At 43.6% G+C, this 19,586-nt stretch carries 16 protein-coding genes, 2 tRNA genes and 2 pseudogenes; 8 read left to right on the top strand and 12 right to left on the bottom strand.

All coding sequences use genetic code 11. The features are described 5' to 3' along the window. The first annotated feature begins 24 nt into the window (after positions 1 to 24). From ACPK8D_RS05740 to ACPK8D_RS05725, 4 genes are all read left to right on the top strand, one after another. Positions 25 to 246 carry a hypothetical protein gene (locus ACPK8D_RS05740; protein WP_424716884.1) on the top strand — a complete coding sequence of 74 codons (222 nt, stop codon included), beginning with the start codon at positions 25 to 27 and terminating at the stop codon, positions 244 to 246. A 182-nt stretch (positions 247 to 428) separates the two neighbouring features. Then, positions 429 to 1,007: a helix-turn-helix domain-containing protein gene (locus ACPK8D_RS05735; RefSeq protein WP_424716883.1), complete on the top strand. Its 579-nt coding sequence runs from the start codon at positions 429 to 431 to the stop codon at positions 1,005 to 1,007. A gap of 105 nt (positions 1,008 to 1,112) precedes the next feature. Continuing rightward, entirely contained in the window at positions 1,113 to 1,556 is a 444-nt protein-coding gene (locus ACPK8D_RS05730) for an acyl-CoA thioesterase (RefSeq protein WP_424716882.1), read from the top strand. A gap of 99 nt (positions 1,557 to 1,655) precedes the next feature. After that, on the top strand, positions 1,656 to 3,311 hold the full coding sequence (locus ACPK8D_RS05725) for an AMP-binding protein (protein WP_424716881.1): 1,656 nt from the start codon (positions 1,656 to 1,658) through the stop codon (positions 3,309 to 3,311). Positions 3,312 to 5,045: 1,734 nt separating this feature from the next. On the opposite strand, the gene ACPK8D_RS05720 is transcribed toward ACPK8D_RS05725, so the two are convergent. Genes ACPK8D_RS05720 through ACPK8D_RS05710 form a run of 3 tightly spaced genes read right to left on the bottom strand, consistent with a single transcriptional unit; the run spans position 5,046 to position 7,839 of the window. Continuing rightward, entirely contained in the window at positions 5,046 to 5,831 is a 786-nt protein-coding gene (locus ACPK8D_RS05720) for an energy-coupling factor transporter transmembrane component T family protein (protein ID WP_424716880.1), read from the bottom strand. Beyond that, positions 5,828 to 7,318 carry an ABC transporter ATP-binding protein gene (locus ACPK8D_RS05715; RefSeq protein WP_424716879.1) on the bottom strand — a complete coding sequence of 497 codons (1,491 nt, stop codon included), beginning with the start codon at positions 7,316 to 7,318 and terminating at the stop codon, positions 5,828 to 5,830. Before ACPK8D_RS05715 ends, ACPK8D_RS05720 begins: the two co-directional genes overlap by 4 nt. Next, positions 7,315 to 7,839 (bottom strand): tryptophan transporter, encoded by a 525-nt coding sequence (locus ACPK8D_RS05710; protein ID WP_424716878.1) that lies wholly within the window; start codon positions 7,837 to 7,839, stop codon positions 7,315 to 7,317. The genes ACPK8D_RS05715 and ACPK8D_RS05710 overlap by 4 nt, the downstream gene beginning before the upstream one ends. 264 nt (positions 7,840 to 8,103) lie before the next feature. Here ACPK8D_RS05710 and ACPK8D_RS05705 point away from each other — a divergent pair, with 264 nt between their 5' ends. Further along, a complete protein-coding gene (locus tag ACPK8D_RS05705) occupies positions 8,104 to 9,027 on the top strand; it encodes a hypothetical protein (RefSeq protein ID WP_424716877.1) in 924 nt (307 codons plus the stop codon). Positions 9,028 to 9,259: 232 nt separating this feature from the next. Here the strand turns inward: ACPK8D_RS05705 and ACPK8D_RS05700 are convergent. From ACPK8D_RS05700 to ACPK8D_RS05660, 9 genes are all read right to left on the bottom strand, one after another. Beyond that, positions 9,260 to 9,337 (bottom strand) — tRNA-Glu (locus tag ACPK8D_RS05700). A 392-nt stretch (positions 9,338 to 9,729) separates the two neighbouring features. Further along, positions 9,730 to 9,807 (bottom strand) — tRNA-Glu (locus ACPK8D_RS05695). A gap of 123 nt (positions 9,808 to 9,930) precedes the next feature. Next, positions 9,931 to 10,332 (bottom strand): helix-turn-helix transcriptional regulator, encoded by a 402-nt coding sequence (locus ACPK8D_RS05690; RefSeq protein ID WP_424716876.1) that lies wholly within the window; start codon positions 10,330 to 10,332, stop codon positions 9,931 to 9,933. A gap of 32 nt (positions 10,333 to 10,364) precedes the next feature. Beyond that, the gene (locus ACPK8D_RS05685; RefSeq protein WP_048107204.1) at positions 10,365 to 10,589 is read right to left on the bottom strand and encodes an LSM domain-containing protein; all 225 of its coding nucleotides are present in this window, start codon (positions 10,587 to 10,589) and stop codon (positions 10,365 to 10,367) included. A 57-nt stretch (positions 10,590 to 10,646) separates the two neighbouring features. Beyond that, positions 10,647 to 10,823 (bottom strand): hypothetical protein, encoded by a 177-nt coding sequence (locus tag ACPK8D_RS05680; protein ID WP_424716875.1) that lies wholly within the window; start codon positions 10,821 to 10,823, stop codon positions 10,647 to 10,649. Positions 10,824 to 10,939: 116 nt separating this feature from the next. Further along, positions 10,940 to 11,338 (bottom strand): DUF3467 domain-containing protein, encoded by a 399-nt coding sequence (locus ACPK8D_RS05675; RefSeq protein ID WP_424716874.1) that lies wholly within the window; start codon positions 11,336 to 11,338, stop codon positions 10,940 to 10,942. Between the two features lie 172 nt (positions 11,339 to 11,510). Next, positions 11,511 to 13,988, bottom strand: a complete 2,478-nt coding sequence (locus ACPK8D_RS05670) for a DUF5814 domain-containing protein (RefSeq protein ID WP_424716873.1) — start codon at positions 13,986 to 13,988, stop codon at positions 11,511 to 11,513. Between the two features lie 734 nt (positions 13,989 to 14,722). Next, positions 14,723 to 15,499, bottom strand: coding sequence for an S-methyl-5'-thioadenosine phosphorylase (mtnP, locus tag ACPK8D_RS05665; protein ID WP_424716872.1), 777 nt, complete (start codon positions 15,497 to 15,499; stop codon positions 14,723 to 14,725). Between the two features lie 89 nt (positions 15,500 to 15,588). After that, positions 15,589 to 16,725: a DUF373 family protein gene (locus ACPK8D_RS05660; protein WP_424716871.1), complete on the bottom strand. Its 1,137-nt coding sequence runs from the start codon at positions 16,723 to 16,725 to the stop codon at positions 15,589 to 15,591. A 532-nt stretch (positions 16,726 to 17,257) separates the two neighbouring features. On the opposite strand from ACPK8D_RS05660, the gene ACPK8D_RS05655 reads away from it, so the two are divergent. The 3 genes and pseudogenes from ACPK8D_RS05655 to ACPK8D_RS05645 all read left to right on the top strand — a co-directional run. Further along, a complete protein-coding gene (locus ACPK8D_RS05655; protein ID WP_424716870.1) occupies positions 17,258 to 17,602 on the top strand; it encodes a hypothetical protein in 345 nt (114 codons plus the stop codon). A 492-nt stretch (positions 17,603 to 18,094) separates the two neighbouring features. After that, positions 18,095 to 18,901, top strand: a pseudogene (locus ACPK8D_RS05650) (IS5 family transposase). A gap of 244 nt (positions 18,902 to 19,145) precedes the next feature. Beyond that, positions 19,146 to 19,517 (top strand): annotated as a pseudogene (locus ACPK8D_RS05645) (RDD family protein); the annotation flags it as partial. Between the last annotated feature and the right edge of the window lie 69 nt (positions 19,518 to 19,586).

Genomic DNA, 19,586 nt, shown 5'->3' with positions numbered 1-19,586 from the left:
CTTTTTATCTATTTTCTACCCGTTTTGCTGTCTTTCTCCTACATATCTGGACTTCATGCTGAAAACCCTGGCGTGATCACAGGCCTTTTCAAAAAAGGCTTGATCGCAAACCTTTTCAAAAAAAGCTTGATCGCAAACCTTTTTGGAAAAGGTTTGATCGAAAACCCCTGGCAACGGCGTGATCAAACGGCGCAACGCAAACCTTTTCCAAAAAGGTTTGATCGAAAACCCCTGGCAACGGCGTGATAAACCGGCGCAACGGTTTCGGCCCAACGGTTTCGGCCCAACGGTTGAAAGCGAACCTTAACGTATATTTTTTATAATAGATAGATGCAAAAGAGATAAGCCTTAAAGGCTATCAACAGGATTCTGGTTTATATTTTTCTGCCGGGTCCGCTACCCTAGAGAATTTGTGAGGAAACTGAAAAATGTCAGAAGAGAACCGTGTCGGTAGTAAGATACGCCAGCTTAGAGAAGCCAAGGAAATGACCGTTGAAGAACTGGCTGAAGCCAGTCAGAGCAGCGAGGAACTAATCCAGCAGCTAGAAAACGGAGCCCTGGTTCCGTCCTTAACGCCTCTTTTAAAGATTGCCCGGGCTTTAGGCGTCCGCCTCGGTACTTTTCTGGACGATATGCCCCAGAGCGGACCTGTAATTGTCAGGGCAGGGCGATCAGAGAATGTAGTCCGTTTTTCGGGCAAGACTGAGAGGCCGAAAAAGAGTGCTCTTGAGTTTTACTCTCTTGCCTCGGATAAAGCAGACCGCCATATGGAGCCTTTTATTATAGATATTCATCCTTCCCCCAACGAAAGCCACAAGCTCTCTTCTCACGAAGGAGAAGAATTCATCTATGTCATGTCAGGAGAAATCGAGATCTTCTATGGAAAGGATATTCAGAGGCTGAACGAAGGAGACAGCATTTACTATGACTCGATTGTCCCGCACGATGTTCATGCAGCAGGAGAAGGAGATGCAAGAATTCTGGCTGTAGTCTATGCTCCCCTTTAAAGTCGCAGTCAGGTAGAGAAAAAAGAGTAAGAACTTAGCTTAAACTGGCGGGAAGTTCTGAATTTAAAAATATATACAAGTATTTCAGAGTTAAGGGAATCCAAAATGTTCAGTACGATTGTTACTCCGCGCTTTGGGGACATAGACGGGCTTGGGCATGTGAATAATACTGTTCTCCCGGTCTGGTTCGAAATTGGAAGAAACTCCATATTCCGGCTTTTTTCACCGGATCTTGATCTTAGCCCCGATGTATGGCACCTCATTCTGGTCAGGACGGAATTTGATTTCCTGCGCCAGATGTATTTCAGATCTGATGTAGAGATCAGAACTTTTATTGCAAAGATCGGAAACAGTTCCTTTACTGTAGGGCACGAAGCCTGGCAGGAGGGAGAGCTTAAGGTCAAGGGCCAGGCGGTGCTGGTCTATTACGACTTCAAGCTCCAGAAAGCACTCCCCCTTCCGGATTCGGTCCGGGATGTTCTGAAAGCGCATATGCTTCCTGCACTGGATACTGCTGAAATGGATACGGATTCTCCCTGCTCGATCTGAATATACTTGCCTCCCGCAAACGGGCTTTGAGGTTAAATGCCTCAGTTCGTAAGCCAACGGTTTCTAAAAGATAGATAATGCAAGTGAGAGGCTGAAACTATGCATCTTATAGAAGACTCCCTCGGTGAGTACTTTGAAAAACAGGTGGCTGTAGATCCTGACCACGAGTTTATAATTTACCCGGATAGGAATCTCCGTTTTACTTATGGGCAATTCAATGAAAGGGTCAATAACCTTGCAAAAGGGCTGCTAGCTATAGGAATAAAAAAAGGAGACCATGTAGGAATCTGGGCAAAAAATGTCCCTGACTGGCTTACCTTCATGTTTGCCACAGCAAAGATAGGAGCAGTGCTTGTTACTGTAAATACTGCCTACAAGAGCCACGAGGTCGAATACGTACTTAAACAGTCCGATATGAAAGCCCTGGCTCTTATTGATAGCTTCCGGGATGTTGATTATCTTGAAATAATCAATGAACTGGTTCCCGAGCTCAAGAGTTCTGAAAGAGGGCGCCTGAAAAGCAAAAACTTTCCCTATCTTAAGAGTGTAATCTATGTAGGGCAGGAAAAGCACAGAGGTATGTATAACACCAGTGAGCTTATGCTTCTTGGCAGCCATTACCCCGACGACGGGCTCAGGGAGATCCTGGCTGGTGTTACCGGAGACGATGTTGTCAATATGCAGTACACTTCAGGAACTACGGGTTTCCCGAAAGGGGTTATGCTGACCAGCAAAAATATCCTGAACAACGGGCTCTCAATAGGCGACCGCCAGAAGTTCACCTACGAAGATCGGCTCTGCCTGCCTGTGCCTCTTTTTCACTGTTTCGGGATCGTGCTCGGAGTTATGGCGATTCTGACTCACAGGGCAACGCTTGTTATGCTCGAAGTTTTCGATCCCCTGCTTGTGCTTGCAGCAGTCCAGAAAGAGAAATGTACGGCTCTTTACGGAGTGCCTACGATGTTTATTGCAGAGTACACGCACCCGATGTTCGATATGTTCGACCTTTCCTCCCTGAGAACCGGAATCATGGCTGGCTCGACCTGCCCTGTAGAAGCCATGAAAAAGGTCGTAAAAGATATGCACTGCTCTCAGATCACGAGTGTGTACGGGCTTACGGAAGCTTCTCCTGGCATGACTCAGACGACTGTGGATGATCCTGTCGAACTGAGGGTCGAAACTGTGGGAAAATGTTTCCCCGGAGTCGAGGTCAGGGTGGTAGACCCGAATACCAATGAGCCGGTCCCTCCAAACACCGTTGGAGAAATTTGCTGTCGCGGATACAACATTATGAAAGGTTACTATAAAATGTCCGAAGAGACAAAAAAAGTAATTGATAAAGGTGGCTGGCTGCATAGCGGAGACCTTGGGACCTGCGACGAGAACGGTTATTACAGGATTACAGGCAGGATTAAGGATATGATCATCCGGGGAGGGGAAAATGTCTACCCTCGGGAGATTGAAGAATTCCTGCATGCCATGCCAGGAGTCAAAGATGCCCAGGTTGTGGGAATCCCTGATAAGAAATACGGGGAAATCGTAGGGGCTTTTGTGATTCTAGAAAAGGGCGCAGACATTACCGAAGCCGATATAAGGGATTATGCCGTAGGCAGGATCGCCCGCTATAAGGTTCCGAAACATGTCTTCATCGTGGACGAATATCCACTGACGGCAAGCGGTAAGATTCAAAAGTACAGACTAAGGGAGCTGTCTGTGGAACTTCTTAAAAAACGGAATGAAAACACAGTTGATTAAAGAAAGCAATTGATTGAAGATAGCAATTGATTGAAGATAGCAATTGATTAAAGACAGCTATTGATCAAATATTATTACCACTCAGGTAGTATTAATCGGCCATTCAGGTCGATTTTCTTTTTTCATTATATTTTAATTCGTTAATTCTTTTGCTTTAAAATTTAAAGCCATTGAAAAATTAGATGCCCGCATATTTTAACGATTTATTATGTTTTTGAAGCGTGTTGTAAATTGTTCCGCTACTCAAAAGTTTATTGTAATACAAAAACGATAGGCAATTGAATATTTGACGTAATTTATTATATATACAATTTCAGCATTAGAAGGATGTAGTTGTAAGAGAAGCGCAATAGTGTACTCTTGTGCATAGCGTATGGGGAGTTTTTTGTAGGGGTTTCATCCGATTGAGAGCTCAGGGATCACATAAGGAGCTCTCAATCAATCACCACAACCAATCACAACCAATTGGATGTCTGCAATGTTTCTCTTACGACTATATGAAGAATATATGGGAGTATTCTTCAAGGGGGGGTTTCACCGATTGAGAGCTCAAAGGGGTCATCAAACAGGGCTCTCAATCAATTACCACTCTCAATAATTACCAATCTTTAACTTTAAAGACTTTTAATCCAATGCTTTTTTAATTAAACTTTTAGCATAAATTATTTACTCAGGTAGAAGGTATCAGCCTTCTAATGAAGGTATCAACATTCTAATTTTTGTCACAGTTTAGTCAAAGTCAAACTTCTTACTTTAAGTTTTTCCCAACCCTTATCTTCACTAAATCTTTCAAACAATCAATAACTGTCCTATTGTATTTAAGTCCTTTGATGAGTCACTTTTGTTGGTATGGACACTAACAAAAACCAATTTATTACGTAATAAAGGTGTTTTTATACCATAAATTTTTTGCACTGTAATTCGCAAAACCGGCTAATTAAGCTTTCTTAACTTTTATAAAAATTGTGTATTTAATCACGTATGCAGTAGCAAAAAATTACTATCAATGATCCCCTTTTTTTTCAAAGCCCTGGTTTATTAGAGCAAGCTGACAAGATTCTTGTTCCAGATTCCTATCAAAAATACAATTTCTATAATTACAGATCCCTGAATATATTACATAAGAATAAACCATGAAACTTGTTATTATTTGTTATTATATCTTATGATTATGTTCGCAAAATATGGTTTATGGGCGCCTATTTAAAAGTAACCTGTTTCTTCCCGGTATTCTCTATTATTACTCCGTGCTGTGTCGTCAGAAACCTGTTCCGATACCAGGCACTCGGATGTTAAACTTACTCACATAACTATTGCGCCGGAGCTGAATAGCCTCAGGCGGCTCAAAGATACTTCATAACTCTAATTTGATTCCGATTAAAACAAACTTTTGACATCTATTTGATAAATTTGACAGAATGGAAAAAATAGTTAGCTTGCGATATTTCAAGCGAGCTTTTTCCCCTTTTTTCGCCGGATGGGAATAACACAGTTTTCCTATCGGATAGGACTGGTTCAATATCCGGACCCTGAATTTTTCAGGAATACATCTGGAATATTAGTAAATTCCGCAGTTTCGGAAAAATCAGAAACGATATACTTACCTGGTTTACTTACAGAAAAGTGGGAGGAGCTGTATAAACTGGCAGAATCCGGAATGCAGGGCGAAGTTTGTAAAAGTCGGAGCCTCAAACTTAATTTCGTCCGGTTACCTGGGGAATTATATCAGCCCTATCATATCAGCCCTATCAGTACTACGCCGACTCCCATGAGAGCCACACAGCCCACGGCCGCAAAGTCCACCTTATTCCAGACAAGCCTGTCCTTTTCCACGCTGTGTTTGCTCCTGTACCCTCTCATATCCATTGTCAGGCCGAGTACCTGGGTTCTTCCTAGGGAATTTGCTACCAGGGGCACAAGAAGCGGCTTTACACTCCTTATCTTCCCACTGAGGCCTTTTCCGGGATTGTAGCCTCTTGCAAGCTGGGCTTCATGGATACGCTGGCCCTCGACCTGCAGGCTCGGGATGAAGCGAAGGGCAATTACGAACATGAGCACATAATCCACAGGAATATGGATTGCGAGAAGGGCTTTCATAAGGTCACTGGGCCTTGTAGTGACTACAAGAAGCTGGAAGGCGAAGAGCATCGCAAAGAACCTCAGGGAAAGCACTACCCCAAAATCCAGAGCTCCGGTTGTAATAGGGAAGATCCCGCTGGCAGTAAGGGTTCCGGGCGGGATAAGGAAACCCAGAGTTACTCCGCTTTTCATGGTAAGAACAGTTAGCAGGATCAGACTTACACTCAGGAAAACGAGGAGTTTGAGCTGCCTGAGAAGTTCATGGTGGAGTCCGGCTTTGAGGGACGCCAGAAAAATTCCCAGCACCATCAGGGCCAGAACTATGGAATTCGTTGTAAAAACGCTCAGAATTATAATTCCTGCAACAGCCGCAATTTTGGAGAGTGGGTTCATGCTGTGTAAAAAGCTATCCCGGTTGATATACTGCATAATCTCTTTCATGCACAAGCGCCTCCAATTTGTTCTCTGCTCATATGTTCTCCACCTGAATATCCTCTGTTACCGCTATCTTCGACGATTTTTCCGGCCTCCATTCGAATAATCCTCTCGGCGTGGTCTTTTACGATCTGCATATTGTGGGTTACCATGACTATTGTATGCCCTTCCTGCTGGAGTTTTCTTATGAGCTGCATCATACTGTCCGATTCTTCGGCGTCAAGGCCGGTTGTAGGTTCATCGAGTACGATTAATTCGGGCCTCATGGCAATTACGCAGGCTACTGCCAGCCTCTGCCTTTCTCCCCTGCTCAGGTGACGGGGAAAAACTCTCAGTTTTTCGCTCAGGTTTACAAGTTTAAGGGAATCGGAGATTGCTTTCTCAGCTTGAGGCCCTTCTACGTTAATGTTATTTAATCCGAAAGTGATTTCTGCCTCGACCGTATCCTCAAAAAGCATGTTGTCAGGGTTCTGGAAGACCAGGCCGGTATTTTTTACAAGCTCGTTTACAGGAGCTTTTGAAGTCTCCATACCTTTTACAGTTACATTCCCGGAGTAAGGGCGTAAGAGGCCGTTAAAGTGCTTGACAAGTGTTGTCTTGCCTGAACCGTTCTCACCCAGCACGGCAATGAGCTCCCCGGGATAAATCTCGAGGTCTATGCTGTCGAGTGCAAGGACTTCTCCGTAACGCTGTGTAAGATTTCTTACGGAAATAATGGACTGTTCTTTCCCCTTATTATGAGGTATGTGAAGGGCCTGTCTGGCAGGTTCGGGAATTCCAGGTTCGGAAGCAAGCGAGGATGCTGCAAAATCGGCCGGATTTTTTATAGCTTTTATTTTGCCCTTTTCAAGCAACACGACTCTATCCCCGATTTCGAGGAAGTCTTCTATGTTGTGATCTATGATTATGATCGTCTTTCCGGCTTCTTTCAGCCGTTTCAGGACTGAAAAGATTCTTCTTACGGCTTTTGTATCCAGTTCGGCTGTAGCTTCGTCAAGGATAAGAATTTCAGTATCAAGGGCAAGAGTTGCTGCAAGGGCGACTTTCTGTTTCTGCCCGCCAGAAAGGGCATGTGGAGCCCGGTTTCTCAGGTGGCTGATTTCACAGAACTCCATTACTTCTTCCAGCCTGCGCATCAACTCTTTTTTAGAATAGCCCCGGTTTTCGAGTCCCGAACGGATTTCCTCTTCAACACTAGTGAAGATAAGCTGTGATTCCGCATCATCAAAAACCATCCCTACATGCCGGCTCAATTCCTTCATGCCGTCAAAATCTTTTATATTCCGGCTCTTGAAAACAATTTCTCCTTCGATCCTGCCTCCGATTTCGTGATGCAGAATACCTGCCATTGCAAGGGCAAGCGTGGTTTTTCCGGCTGCACTGTGCCCGGTAACCAGGAGCAATTCTCCCTGCCGGACCTCAAGGTTGACTTTTTTCAGGACAGGGTTTTCGGCTGTGCTGTAGGTATATGAAAAATCTTTCAGTTCTATCATGCTGTCCCCCTTGCAAGCACTCTTGAGGCAGGCATGTAGAGTATCTGGACAATGATGGCATTGGCGATTGCAGTTAATACTACGATCGGGATGACAGCAGCTGCAAAAGCCCCCATGGTAGTGAATTTAGACAGGATTGCAGGGGCAATCAGAACCATTGCAACGATTACAAAGGTTGATCCGCTGACAAGGGTTCCTATCAGGGTTGAAGGCGCGGGGGCGAGTGAAAAATTATTCCTCAGGGCTTTGTAAGTGACCAGGCAGGCAACTGCACCCACAGGCTCACTGATAAGGTTTGCAGGCGGAAATATGGAGTGACTGAGAAGTGCGCATACTATGCCTGCTACAATCCCGATACCTATAACTTCCGTAAATGTGGGTATTACAAGTATAATAGCAAGGCAGTAAAAGGCTATTACGAGATTCGATACTATCGGGCCCGGAATTACTAGGGATAAGTAGCGCACAATTGCACCGACTGCGAGCAAAATTCCAACAATGGCAATATCCTGAGATTTCATTAAAACCCACATCCTGTAAGCATTTTCGGGAAATTTTCCTGTGATCTGAATTACTGTGATTATAAACTCAACAACTCAATTCTACAATATAGTACAATAGAGCATAATAATGTACATTGGTATATATACTTTATGCTTCAGCCGTTTATTCTATATTTTTCCGGATCGTGTGCCTGAGGACAGCAGGGCTGAAGGGCAAGCCGGAGAATGATTTCGATCGGAAAACTAATCTGGAGTAAGGACATAGGATTAACAAGGACTATTGTGGGGTCTGGTACATCGTCGGTAAATGAAAATGAGCTTGATGAAGTCAGGACTATCGAAGAAGGGTTCAAAAAAGCGTATAGTGAGGATCTGAAAGGAACAGTAGAAGCCATTGACAAACTCAGGGATTTCGCGTTCCAGCTGATTCACCTGGATGCCGATGCTGAAAACGAGCTGGATATAAAAGCCCTCATTATCTCAATAGGGGATATAGCCAGGGTTGCTGCTGAAAAGAGAATGGAACAGGCGTGTGCAGTTTCAGGCCGCGCTCTTGGGGATATAGCGTTTGAGGCTGCCGGTCAAAAACGGGAGCCTCTTGCTATAAAGGCTTTATCTGTTCTCGGAAGCCTTGCCCTGGAGTTTGCGGGAAAAGGCTTGAATACAGCGGTGAAAGGCGCAGCCGAATCGCTTGGGAATTGTGGAAAGCTCTCTTCAAGAATAAAAATGGAAACCCTGGTAAGCCTTTCTGAGATTTATCTTATGCAGGTAGCCCTGAAATCAATGGAAAAAGGTCTTCATGATAGCGGAATCGTCGCTGCAGGCTTTCTTGGGGAGGTAGGAGTTGCTTCAGCCGAACAGGCAATCGAAACCAGTACTCTGGAAGCCGCAGTTATCCTTGAAGATCTGGGCAATGCCGCTGTAAGGGAGAATAGCGAGGCCCATGCAAAGGCCGTAATTGAGGCACTTGAAAACCTGGGCACGGCGGTCTCTCAGCGTGGCATGAAAAACATACTCGTCCAGATTGCATGGTCTCTGGAAATGATCCGGGTGCTTACTCTGGAGCGGGGCTTGAAAGGAGCTTGCTTTGCCGCGAAGGCTGCGCTTGAATCCGTTAACACGGCAGGCCTGCTTGACGAAGCACAGAACCTGGAAAAAATACGGGAAATAAAAGAGTTCCATTCTCTTATCCTGAAAAGGAGTTAAGGACGGAATCGGAAATACCTGACTACATAAGAATCCGGGAAACCCAACAAGCCATCACAAGAGCTTGAAAATCCAGTCCCCAGGTTTTCAAGAAAGGGTCGTTACAGAAGAAAAAAGATCATTATAAAGAAAAATCATTGTAAAGAAAAGCCATTATAAAGAAAAAAGCCAGTATAAAAACAATTGCAAAAAAATCGCTTTAGAAAAGAAGTTTGATGTAAGAAATTGAATATGGTGCTCCGGCCGGGATTCGAACCCGAGTCTTCGGCTCGAAAGGCCGGAATGATTGGCCGGACTACACTACCGGAGCACATCGCATCTCACAGCGAGACCTTCAATAGATGCTACTGCTATATAAATCTGTCCCCTATCGACCCTTTCCGGAGTAATCTATTAACCAGATAAAGTTTTATCTAAGAACTACTCAAAAGAATTTCTATTGCCTTTTATAGATACGGCGCAACTCATTGAAAAAAACTTTTTATAAAACTTCGAAAAAGTTTCTAAAAAAGCCAGGTTGAAAATCAGGGAATCCGGGCGGGCAAGGCATAATCCGTGGACTTTGCGCTCGACTTCGTACCGGCAACTGAAATCACTAATTTTGCAAAGTTGTGCGTTAAAATAGGCGTGAGCATTCTAAGAGAAAGCAAAAGAACAATTTAGCCCGTGCATCCTTAAAATGTACCTTATGTAAAAAGAATATGGTGCTCCGGCCGGGATTCGAACCCGAGTCTTCGGCTCGAAAGGCCGGAATGATTGGCCGGACTACACTACCGGAGCATTTGTTGTATCTATTTTTCCCTTATTGAAGGGGTTCTTCAATAAGGGGCTCTTCTATATATAATTAGCGGTTGCCGTTACTTTCGAGGATGTTACAGGTTGTCGGACTTGGAAATCCCTTTTTCAGATTTCCTCTTCAACTTCTTCCTCATCTCCAATATCGGCATTGATTTCGCCGGTCTCTTCCGATCTCTCAGCTTCTTGAATCAGGCTTCCGATCCATTCGCTGAGTCTCCCGCAGTATTCGGGTTGACAGTCGCCGGTGCAGCCTGTACAGGCCGAAAACAAGGCTCCTGCAAGCAGGAGGTCGTATTTTTCCTTAACCTCTTCCTTTGCTTTCAGTAGGTATGTTCTTGCCCCGTTTGAAACTCCAACCTCTCGTATAATAAGGTCTTTGTCCAGAAGCTTTTTTATGATTCTGGAACATTTTCTGCTATCGATGTCCAGCTCTTTCCAGATAACGTTCTGGAAAACGCCTTCTTTATGTCTCTTTATTATGTTGTACGCTTCTTCTTCAAGATCCATGCTTCCACACTAATAATATTCCTTATGAAGTTTTATTCTTCGACAGGAGTGATCAGTATGATGTTATTACCCCGAAGCACTACTGAACCAAGGGAACGGACTTTTTCTCCTTTTACAATCTCCATGGTGTCCACGAGATGAAGGTTCATGTAGTCATCCACACTCTTAAGAGTGCCTTCAAGCAGATTAAGGTCGCCTTTCATTTCAACCTGGATCCTTGATCCAACAATTTTCTGAACTTTTTTATTTGGGAACAAATTTAAACCCTCGCTGATTTATTCTGAATTTTCCCCGTACACCCGGGTTCCTTTTTCTTACGTCCCAAGCCGGTGCGGGGCAAGCCGCGTCATAGCCGCATCCACACCTGCGGTCCGCTTGCTGCCTGTATCAGCCGCTTCCTGCCAGCAGCTGAGAAATTCTTCCGTATCGTCACTCCACCGGCTTTTAAGAAAACTGAAAATTACATACCCTTTACAGAGATATATAACCATCGATCTCCAGAGCTCTCAAAAGACTTCCGGAATCAAGTAGCTCCTTCCGGACGCCACGATTCAAGCCTTCCGATTTACCAGAATTTACAGGATACTATCCGGATCAGATATAAGGGTCAGATATAACCCTGAATATCCGTACTTTCGTCAACAGGCTTTGCAGGTTCTTTTTTTAGTCTTGGGATTGCTCTTGCAATGGGCCCGAAAACGGATTCGTATTCATTTATATGCTGGGTCAGCCAGCGGGAAAGCTCAAGTGCAGCAACCGGAGAGAGTATTACTTCGGTCTCTACCCGCCTCTGGATAACCCTTGACTCGGAGGCGTCACCGAACATTTTTGGAGTGTCGTTGTAAAAACCGATCCTGAAATCATAGGGGCTGTGCCCGCCTGCAGCTCCGATAGCATATACCTGCCTGAAGTTTTCAGGTTTCACGAATTCGATTGTAATACTTTTTTTAGCTTTTTTGGAAGCCGTACTTTCGATATTTTCCCTGGATTCAACATCCTCGGTCATAAAATTACCTCTATCTTATTCTTAGATTATCCTGTTGTCAAGTTCTGATCTCATATACTGGCCGATATTTGAAAAAACCGGTCAGCCCTATCACATAAACGATGCATTATTCAAACATCAGGAACATTTTCACTCATTATACAATATTATCTGCAAAAACATTTTTGATCTTTTAACCCTGAACCTTCTTTTTAAGCTTTTTTGCTTCTTCTGCCACTCCCTTTTTGGAGTGTACCTTTGCTATAAGTTCCACGGCATCAAGATTGCGGACTGCATTATCCAGGTAGCCGAAAACGTCGCCCTGGTATGCAGAAATCCCGTATTTGTCTTCAAGTTTCTTTACAATCTGCACAGGATCAAGTGCTTCGGTACGCAGCTTGATAATTTTCTCCGAGAATTTCTGCTCTGCGCAGCCGCAGTAAGGTGAATCTTTGCATGTACAGGTTAAAAAGTCCGAAGCAAAGTTCAACATGAGTTCCCGGATTTTCGCATCAAGCTGGGAAAGAGATTCGCCGTCAAAGATTATATCAAGGGTGGCCCCCTGAAAAATCCTTGAAGGCATATTCACATGCAAAGAACTTCCTATCTGGTTTGAGTACTTGAAATATGCTGCATCAAAGAATTCCAGGTTTGTTACGATTTTCAGAGGCTCATTCTCTTCAAGCACCGCATCTCGAATCAGGAAAGCTTTCGATACCGGGAGGAAATGGGCAGCAATAATTTTTCCAAAACGCGTGAGTGCTATCCGATTTCCCTTCTTATCGAGAAAGCGATAGCTCTGAAGGCGCAGAATCAGTTTCTCCAGGTCGTAGCTTCCGAACATCAGGTTATGGACCATCCTTAGGTCCTGCACCGAAGAGGTGACTGCAACCGATGCAAGTACTTCCTCAAGCTGCTCGGCTTCTCCGTAATGTACGCCTGCTGAGAGCATTTCTCCCTGGAGCAGTTTGATTGCAACCTCTTCTTCGGTATCGGACTGGGAGCCTGAATAGGACTTTCCAGGCACTGGCATAAGCACGACAATTCCCCGGTCGTGGTAGTCAGGCCTGCCTGCTCTCCCGCTCATCTGCAGGAAGTCCTGGACTGAAATCCAGTCTATTCCCATTGCCAGGGACTCAAAGATCACCTGGGAAGCCGGAAAATCCACACCTGCCGCAAGAGCAGCCGTGGTCACGACTACCGGTAGCTCTCCTTTTGCAAAGCGGGTTTCAACTTTCTTTCTCTCGTACTGGGAAAGTCCGGCATGATAAGGAGCCGCCTGAATCGAAAGGGCTCCTGCAAGCTTGTGGCAGTTTCGGCGGGAGTTTGTAAAAACAATTGTCTGTCCCCTGTGCTTTTTGGAAGAGAGCATTGAATACTCCTCTTTCGCAAGCTGGGAAATCAGCTTCGCCTTTTCGTTTTCCTGGCAGAAAAGGAGATGCCTGTCAATAGGAACCGGCCTGTGCTCGTAACGGATAAGCCGGGCTCCGAGTTTCTTTGCATAGCCTTCGGGATTTGCAACGGTTGCGGAGAGGTAGATGAATTGAGCTTCAGGTGCCACGTACCTCAGCCTACCTATCAGCCCGTCCAGCCTGTGCCCTCTTTCCTGGTCTTCGAGGGTATGGACTTCGTCCACAACTACGGTCCCGATTTTGCCCAGAAAATCGGCATTTCCCGACCGAAGCATATGGTCTATGCCCTCGTAAGTCCCTACAATTATATCCGCACCCGGGCTGGTCTGCATTTTCACGCGCTGAGAGGTTTTTATGAGAATTGCACCAATCTTTATTGAAGTAGTGAGCCCGAGCTTTGAATAGCGCTCTTTGAACTGGTCGTACTTCTGGTTTGCGAGTGCGACCAGGGGAACCAGGTAGAGCATTTTCCCTTTTTTGTTAAGAAGGTTCTGGACCCCTGCCATCTCCCCTATAAGGGTCTTTCCGGTTGCTGTCGCCGAGACTACAAACTGGTTTTTTCCTTCCAGAAGCCCGGCTTCAATCGATAAGGCCTGGACAGGCAGCAGGGTCTCGGATTTCTGGAGCAGCATTTCCTTAAATTTCTTTTGAAGAGGCAGGGTCTTTATCCTGACTGCAGAACTGGCAGGATTTGTCCTTATAGTATCGTAACGTGTGAACTCAGGGTCCAGCCTTTCAGGGGTCAGCATCCGGATAGTCCTGTCCAGATCCCTGGTTTTCAAGAGCACCTGCTCAAGGAAATCTATGGATTTTTCCCCATACGGCACATCAGCCGAACGGACTGCACGCAAAAGTTCTTCTTTTGCACAGTCCAGGCAGATGAGTTCACTGTGGTATTTGATGGATTTACTATTTACAAAGTTAAAACGTTTATTTATCCAGCAGTGTTTGCAGATTTTAACTTTGTCGGCACTAAGTTGAAAACCTTTGAGCATTTCCAGAAAAACAGCCTCGTTTGCAGGATCCCCTCCTTCTGCAAGCATTATCCGGTTTGCACTGCGTAAGAGCTCTATGAACTGCTGGGGAGGGATGAATTCTTCTTTCTTGCCGGTAAGAAGCCTTATTTTATGAGGGCGAGGCCCTTTGTAACTATCCTTTACATGGAGCTCGGCCATATAAACCGGCTGTTTCATCCGGTCCTTTATAGCCATGACTCTTATCTTCGATTTTTCAGCGTAGCCTAGGACCCAGAGCGTCATTGTTTATCCTGATATATGAATGGTATAAGTAAGCTTCCTTTCAAAGCCTGTGAACTTCCTTCGAAATTTAAACCCCAAAGTTTGAAAAGTAAATAATTATGCTTTCCTCTTAATCTCTAGCAGCATAATCTTATGTTTACGGTGAAAATCTATTCAAGTCTGTTAAATTTGTTAAATTCTACCAAAGTGTACTATCTACACTTTCGGCATTGTCTGGTGAGCACCATTTTATTTTACTCTTTCTGAGCGCACCCACCGTATCTATCTTTTATCTCGTTTGCAATCTCATCTTATAGGTAACTATCATATAAATATTTTATCACTTATTTATTATATAAATAAAAATATTTACTTTTTCCGGAGGTCGGCAGGTATTGAATCTGCCATTGAAAACTGTTTAATAACTTATTTGATGGGAAGGTATCAAGATGCATTTGAGAAACCATTTAAGTGAATATTTAAGGGAATTATTGGAGAAATCATTTAAAGTAAGTATTAAAGTAAGTACTTAATGTAAGTACTTAATGCAAGTGTTAAAGGAAGTAACGGAAGTATTAAATGAAAACACTAAAGGAAATATCTAAAGAAAATCCCATATCAGGGGCTCTATTTATATTAATATGATTTATATAGACGCTGTTTTTCTGCCATCTCTTTAAAAAAAGATTTTATAGACCGGCTCCTTCCTTTGCTTTTTCTTTTTGTTCAACCTTTTTGTTAAAAAGATTGTAGTTTTATAAGCAGGCCCCTTCCCTTGCAAACCTGCATCTGCAGTTTCGGATTTCCCGGAGGTTTTCTATCGTAACCGAAATAATTTCAAAGATTGCATCCTGGGCTTTTCCCACGACCTCAGTAACTTCATCGGCTGTCAGTTTCTGTGTGGTCATTCCGCAGGCCTGATTTGTGATAATGGCAAGAGAAGCGTAACAGAGGCTGAGTTCTTTTGCAAGGATTACTTCAGGCACACCGGTCATGCCCACAACGTCTGCAAACTGGCTCATCATGCGGATTTCGGCTCTGGTTTCAAAACGCGGGCCTTCCGTGCAGGCATAAATTCCTTCGGTATAGGAGAGCCCCTGCTTTTCCAGGGCACCTCTAAGGGCTGTCCTGATTTCGGGGCAGTAAGGCTCAGAAACATCGACATGTACCGTCCTGTCGTCATAAAAGGTAGATGGTCTGTTCCGCGTAAAATCTATGAAATCGTCAAGCACTATAAAACTGCCCACCGGATGCCCTCGCATTGATCCTACAGAATTTGTGGAGATTACACGCTTTGCTCCGATGGCATATACGGCCCAGATATTGGCCCTGTAATTAATCCTGTGCGGTGGGATATGGTTTTCTCCTGCGTGCCTCGGGATTACTGCGACTCTTTTTCCTCTTATAGTAGTGAGGTAAGCGGTAACTCCTCCATAGGGAGTATGTACTGGCTGGCTTTCGAATTCCTGGTACGAATTAAAACCGACGCCACCCAGCACTGCAATTTCGACGTTTTCAGTTGCTTTTTCCATTTTTATCCCCCTGGTGGTTTTACTGCTACCCTTTTTTTGATTTCGCCCGGGACTTACCGTACCTTAATTCTCTGGCAATCAACCTGCGGTCAGGCGAGTTTTTTCTTTCTTCTACCCCTTTCTCGATCTCCGTTTTCGGAAGCCTGGTTTGATACGCTGTATTTTATGCCTGCAAGGGCGATCAGGATTGCAACCGTGACCGAATACACAAAGTACTGGAGGGCAAGGGCTGCATTATTAGTAATGCCTTCCGAAAGGGAAGCTGTCGCTAAAATATATGTGCTTGCGCCCCAGAAGAGCAGCCCGGTTGCGATCACAAACAGGGAAATCGCGACATTTTTATAAATGGGTTTGTCTTCCATCCGTAGATCGAAGATTTTTCCAAGATCCGCAAGCAGCAGGGCTCCTGCATACCACCAGACTGAAGCATTGATAAATACCGACACAAGCGTAAGGGTTCCGTGATACCAGACCCCTTCTCCCGAATAAAGTTTCCATACTTCCATAGCTCCGTATGCGGTTGCTACAAGGGTAGTAAGCAGGGCAGCCGTATAGCTGATAAAAACCATCCTCTGTTCCAGGAAAGCATCCCAGAGCCTTTCTTTTTCAAGGGCGACAAGGTCATCCAGCCCAAAGCCCCTGTATAACATGTAAAGCCCTACAGCTGCGAGAATTCCCACAACTGCACCTTCGGGATAGCGGGCAAGCAGGAATATTGCATAAATTAGAAAGGCAAGCCCCAAAGGTACAAAGAAAGTCTGTGAGATCTTCGGGTCGCTGAAGACATGTTTCAGAATGTAATATGTACTTTCCAGGTTTTCGCTTTGCATTACTACGATTCTTTTTACGGAGTCAATTTTCATACGGGATTGGACAATAGGCACAAGCGTTTCGTCCTCTGCCCCATCCGAGACAAAGATTGCTCTCTGCACATTATTCATATTGAGGAAAGTTTCGAGCTGGTCGGCAATTTTCTGGTCTGAGATCACTCCGACGTTTTTGTCTCCTGCAAAAGAAACTATCTCAGCATCGGCTCCTTTTGCCCGCAATTCATCAAGAATCCTGATTCCGCCGAAAATAGTATTGGTATCAGAGTCTTCCGGATCTGCGATCCCAAGTGCGACGGCAGCCTGAACATTTGCCTCCCGTCCCACTATTGGGGTTTCGAGTTTTGCTTTTTCGCCCAGATCGTTGTCTCTGTCTATGCATATAACTAAGGTCTGCATATCTCCTCTATAGCCTTCAATGGCTTACTCTATCGCAGAAAGCTGATTTTTCCTGAATACGATATCCTGATCAGGCTCTTATATCTTTCCTGCCGGAGTTTTCCATAAACTCTTTTAATCAGTTAAGTTGCCTTACTTTTTACAAGCATACTATTTTAATTTATACTTTATAAGCTTGTAGCGTAACAATAATTCGTTTTTAACACAGCAGTATTTTTTCAAACCCGGCTTTGACAGTTGAGGGCTTTAAAGCTCACAGCTTGAAATCAAGCTTAATCTCAGTATAATCCTCTTTTATATTTTGGATATTCATTCTATTTTTTGGATGTATCTTCTATATTTTCAGGCATCAGACTCTATAAATTCATATTGTATCTCGCCCTTTTATTACAAAATTATATTTTAAGCAATTCAGGCCTTAACTTTTAAGGATAATTTTATAATTCCTAAAGTCAATAGTAAATATCTAAAAAAACAGGCTCTTTATCTAAGAAAAATCCATTATCTTTATTAAATATATAAAGGGGTTTATATGGCACAAACAATTGAAAATGAAAGTAAAGGAACAGAAACGGGAAAAAAGAGTTCCAAAATTCAGGAAAAAGTTGGAAAGCTTGGGAACGATATCGATACTCTTGCAAAGAAGACAGGGGGTGAAGCCTCTAAACTTGCAAAGAGTATAAACTCAGAAATAAAATCTCTCTCGGAAGAAATAAAATCGATCGACGTAAAGGATGAAGTAAAGAGCATCACTGGCAGGGTTGAAAGACTCGTCGATACATCAGGCGACAGTGCAAAAAAACTTGCCTCCGAGCTCAAGACCGATGTAAAGAAACTGGTAGAGAAGATCGAAAGCCCTATCTCAAAGAAAAAATGAAAGCGGAAAGTGGCAGATTCGAAGGTAGGAATCTTCCGGGCGAGAATGTAAATCTCTCATTCTAACCTTCTCTTTTATTATCTGCTGTTTTTCAAGAACATGTCTTCACAAAATTGTTCGAATTCCATATTCTGTGCCATCAATGTTTTTTTCGTCTGGCATTGATCCGTAATTTTACACTTGAATATCTTTTTCGTCTGGCATTGATCAATAATTTTGCATTCGACTACAGGTTATGCCTGCCGCCCTGTACATAAGCGGACTCGGTAACCTCATAGCCTGCAATTGTAACCGTCGCTCTCGCCGCATCAATTAAGGAAATATCTTTTTCAGAAACCGGATCAAATTCCTAGACAAATTGCCAGCAGAAGGTATAGTTGAGAGGTCCGGTCTCAATAAGAACCGGTCCGGTCAGATTACAGTATGTAAGAATCAGGATTTCTTAGAGGCTGTCTTAAAATTAAATAATCCTTGTAACCTGATTGTTTGTTAATGTCAAAACGGTCTAGAAGACTTCCTTATCCCAGTGATTTATCCGATAAAGAATGGGAAGTAATTAAGCCTCATATCCCGAATCTCCGAAGTAATCGCGGTCGAAAACGCGTTTATTCATATCGGGAAATATTGAATGCCATCTTCTATTTGATACGTTCTGGTTGTTCCTGGCGAATGTTACCGCACGAATTTCCACCATGGAAAACTGTTTACCATTATTTCCGCCTTTGGCGGCTTAAAGGAATTTGGGAATATATCAATACTGTACTGAGAACGGAACTAAGAATCGCAAATGGCAGAGAACCTGAGCCTAGTGCTGCAATTTTAGATAGCCAGTCAGTTAAAACTACAGAAACACCTGGGATACGAGGTTATGACGCTGGAAAGAAAGTAAAAGGGAGAAAGCGCCACATTCTGGTGGATACAACAGGGCTACTGTTGATGGTTATAGTTCATGCAGCAAATATTCAGGATAGAGATGGGGCTAAACTTGTTCTGGAAAAAGTTTAGGGAAAATTTTCTCGATTGAAACTTATTTGGGCTGATGCTGGTTATTCTGGTCAACTGATTGATTGGGTCAAAATAACATGTGGCTGGGTGCTGGAAATAGTGAAGCGTAGCGATGATGTCAAGGGGTTTAAAGTACTTCCCCATAGATGGGTAGTAGAACGGACATTTGGATGGTTGGGTCGATATAGACGTTTGAGTAAAGATTACGAAGGATTGACAGAATCAAGCCAAGCATTAATTTATGCTGCTATGATCAGAATAATGGTAAAAAGAATGGCTAATATCAAGAACTAAAGAGGATAAGGATAATTTTAAGACACGCTCTTAGAAAATCCTGAACAATCTGCCGGCTTCTTCCAGACTGATCACCTTCGGGGCAGAATAACTGAGATCTTTTACGGTTGATTGAGCTGATATTCAGTTTCGGGAATTGGGATTTAAATTCTTCTATTTGGTTTATAGAGTTAGTTTTATTATTCAGCACTGTCTATGTATAAAATAACTTGGAGGGAACAGAACGCAACAATACTCCGGCTTTTTCAGGAGGTTTATAGCCTCGATAATCGATATTTTTGTAATCACTCTGCTTTTTGTGTTTGTCCAGTTAATCGCAGAAACCCTGGATGAGACCTTTTTCTACGTTCTGTTCTTTCTAACGATGTGGATTTATTTTGCCTTCCAGGAGAGTTCTACTCGAAGGGGGACAGTGGGCAAGCAAGCTATGAACCTCATTGTTACTGACCTTAAAGGAAACAGAATTTCCTTTATGCAGGCAACAAAGCGCTTTGTTATGAAAATTCTCGCTGCAATTCCCTTCTTTACAGGATTTCTCTTGATCTTTTTTACTTCAAAAAAGCAGGCCTTTCACGATATCGTTGCAAAGACCGTGGTGATTATTCAGGAGGACTGATTTTAACTTAATTCTTTTCTCTCTTTTTTCCTTTATTCTTTTTCTTTGGCTCTTTCCTTTATTCTTTTT

It is taken from the genome of Methanosarcina sp., from assembly GCF_049706645.1.
Lineage (GTDB): Archaea > Halobacteriota > Methanosarcinia > Methanosarcinales > Methanosarcinaceae > Methanosarcina.
This window is presented reverse-complemented; position numbering and strand designations above follow the sequence as displayed.

Bases quoted from the DNA above. Each gene is read 5' to 3' on its own strand.
- mtnP (WP_424716872.1), bottom strand. From the start codon at position 15,499: ATGGAAAAAGCAACTGAAAACGTCGAAATTGCAGTGCTGGGTGGCGTC.
- ACPK8D_RS05720 (WP_424716880.1), bottom strand. From the start codon at position 5,831: ATGAAAGAGATTATGCAGTATATCAACCGGGATAGCTTTTTACACAGC.
- ACPK8D_RS05715 (WP_424716879.1), bottom strand. From the start codon at position 7,318: ATGATAGAACTGAAAGATTTTTCATATACCTACAGCACAGCCGAAAAC.
- ACPK8D_RS05730 (WP_424716882.1), top strand. From the start codon at position 1,113: ATGTTCAGTACGATTGTTACTCCGCGCTTTGGGGACATAGACGGGCTT.
- ACPK8D_RS05660 (WP_424716871.1), bottom strand. From the start codon at position 16,725: ATGCAGACCTTAGTTATATGCATAGACAGAGACAACGATCTGGGCGAA.
- ACPK8D_RS05670 (WP_424716873.1), bottom strand. From the start codon at position 13,988: ATGACGCTCTGGGTCCTAGGCTACGCTGAAAAATCGAAGATAAGAGTC.
- ACPK8D_RS05710 (WP_424716878.1), bottom strand. From the start codon at position 7,839: ATGAAATCTCAGGATATTGCCATTGTTGGAATTTTGCTCGCAGTCGGT.
- ACPK8D_RS05735 (WP_424716883.1), top strand. From the start codon at position 429: ATGTCAGAAGAGAACCGTGTCGGTAGTAAGATACGCCAGCTTAGAGAA.
- ACPK8D_RS05655 (WP_424716870.1), top strand. From the start codon at position 17,258: ATGGCACAAACAATTGAAAATGAAAGTAAAGGAACAGAAACGGGAAAA.
- ACPK8D_RS05725 (WP_424716881.1), top strand. From the start codon at position 1,656: ATGCATCTTATAGAAGACTCCCTCGGTGAGTACTTTGAAAAACAGGTG.
- ACPK8D_RS05675 (WP_424716874.1), bottom strand. From the start codon at position 11,338: ATGACCGAGGATGTTGAATCCAGGGAAAATATCGAAAGTACGGCTTCC.
- ACPK8D_RS05690 (WP_424716876.1), bottom strand. From the start codon at position 10,332: ATGGATCTTGAAGAAGAAGCGTACAACATAATAAAGAGACATAAAGAA.
- ACPK8D_RS05680 (WP_424716875.1), bottom strand. From the start codon at position 10,823: ATGGTTATATATCTCTGTAAAGGGTATGTAATTTTCAGTTTTCTTAAA.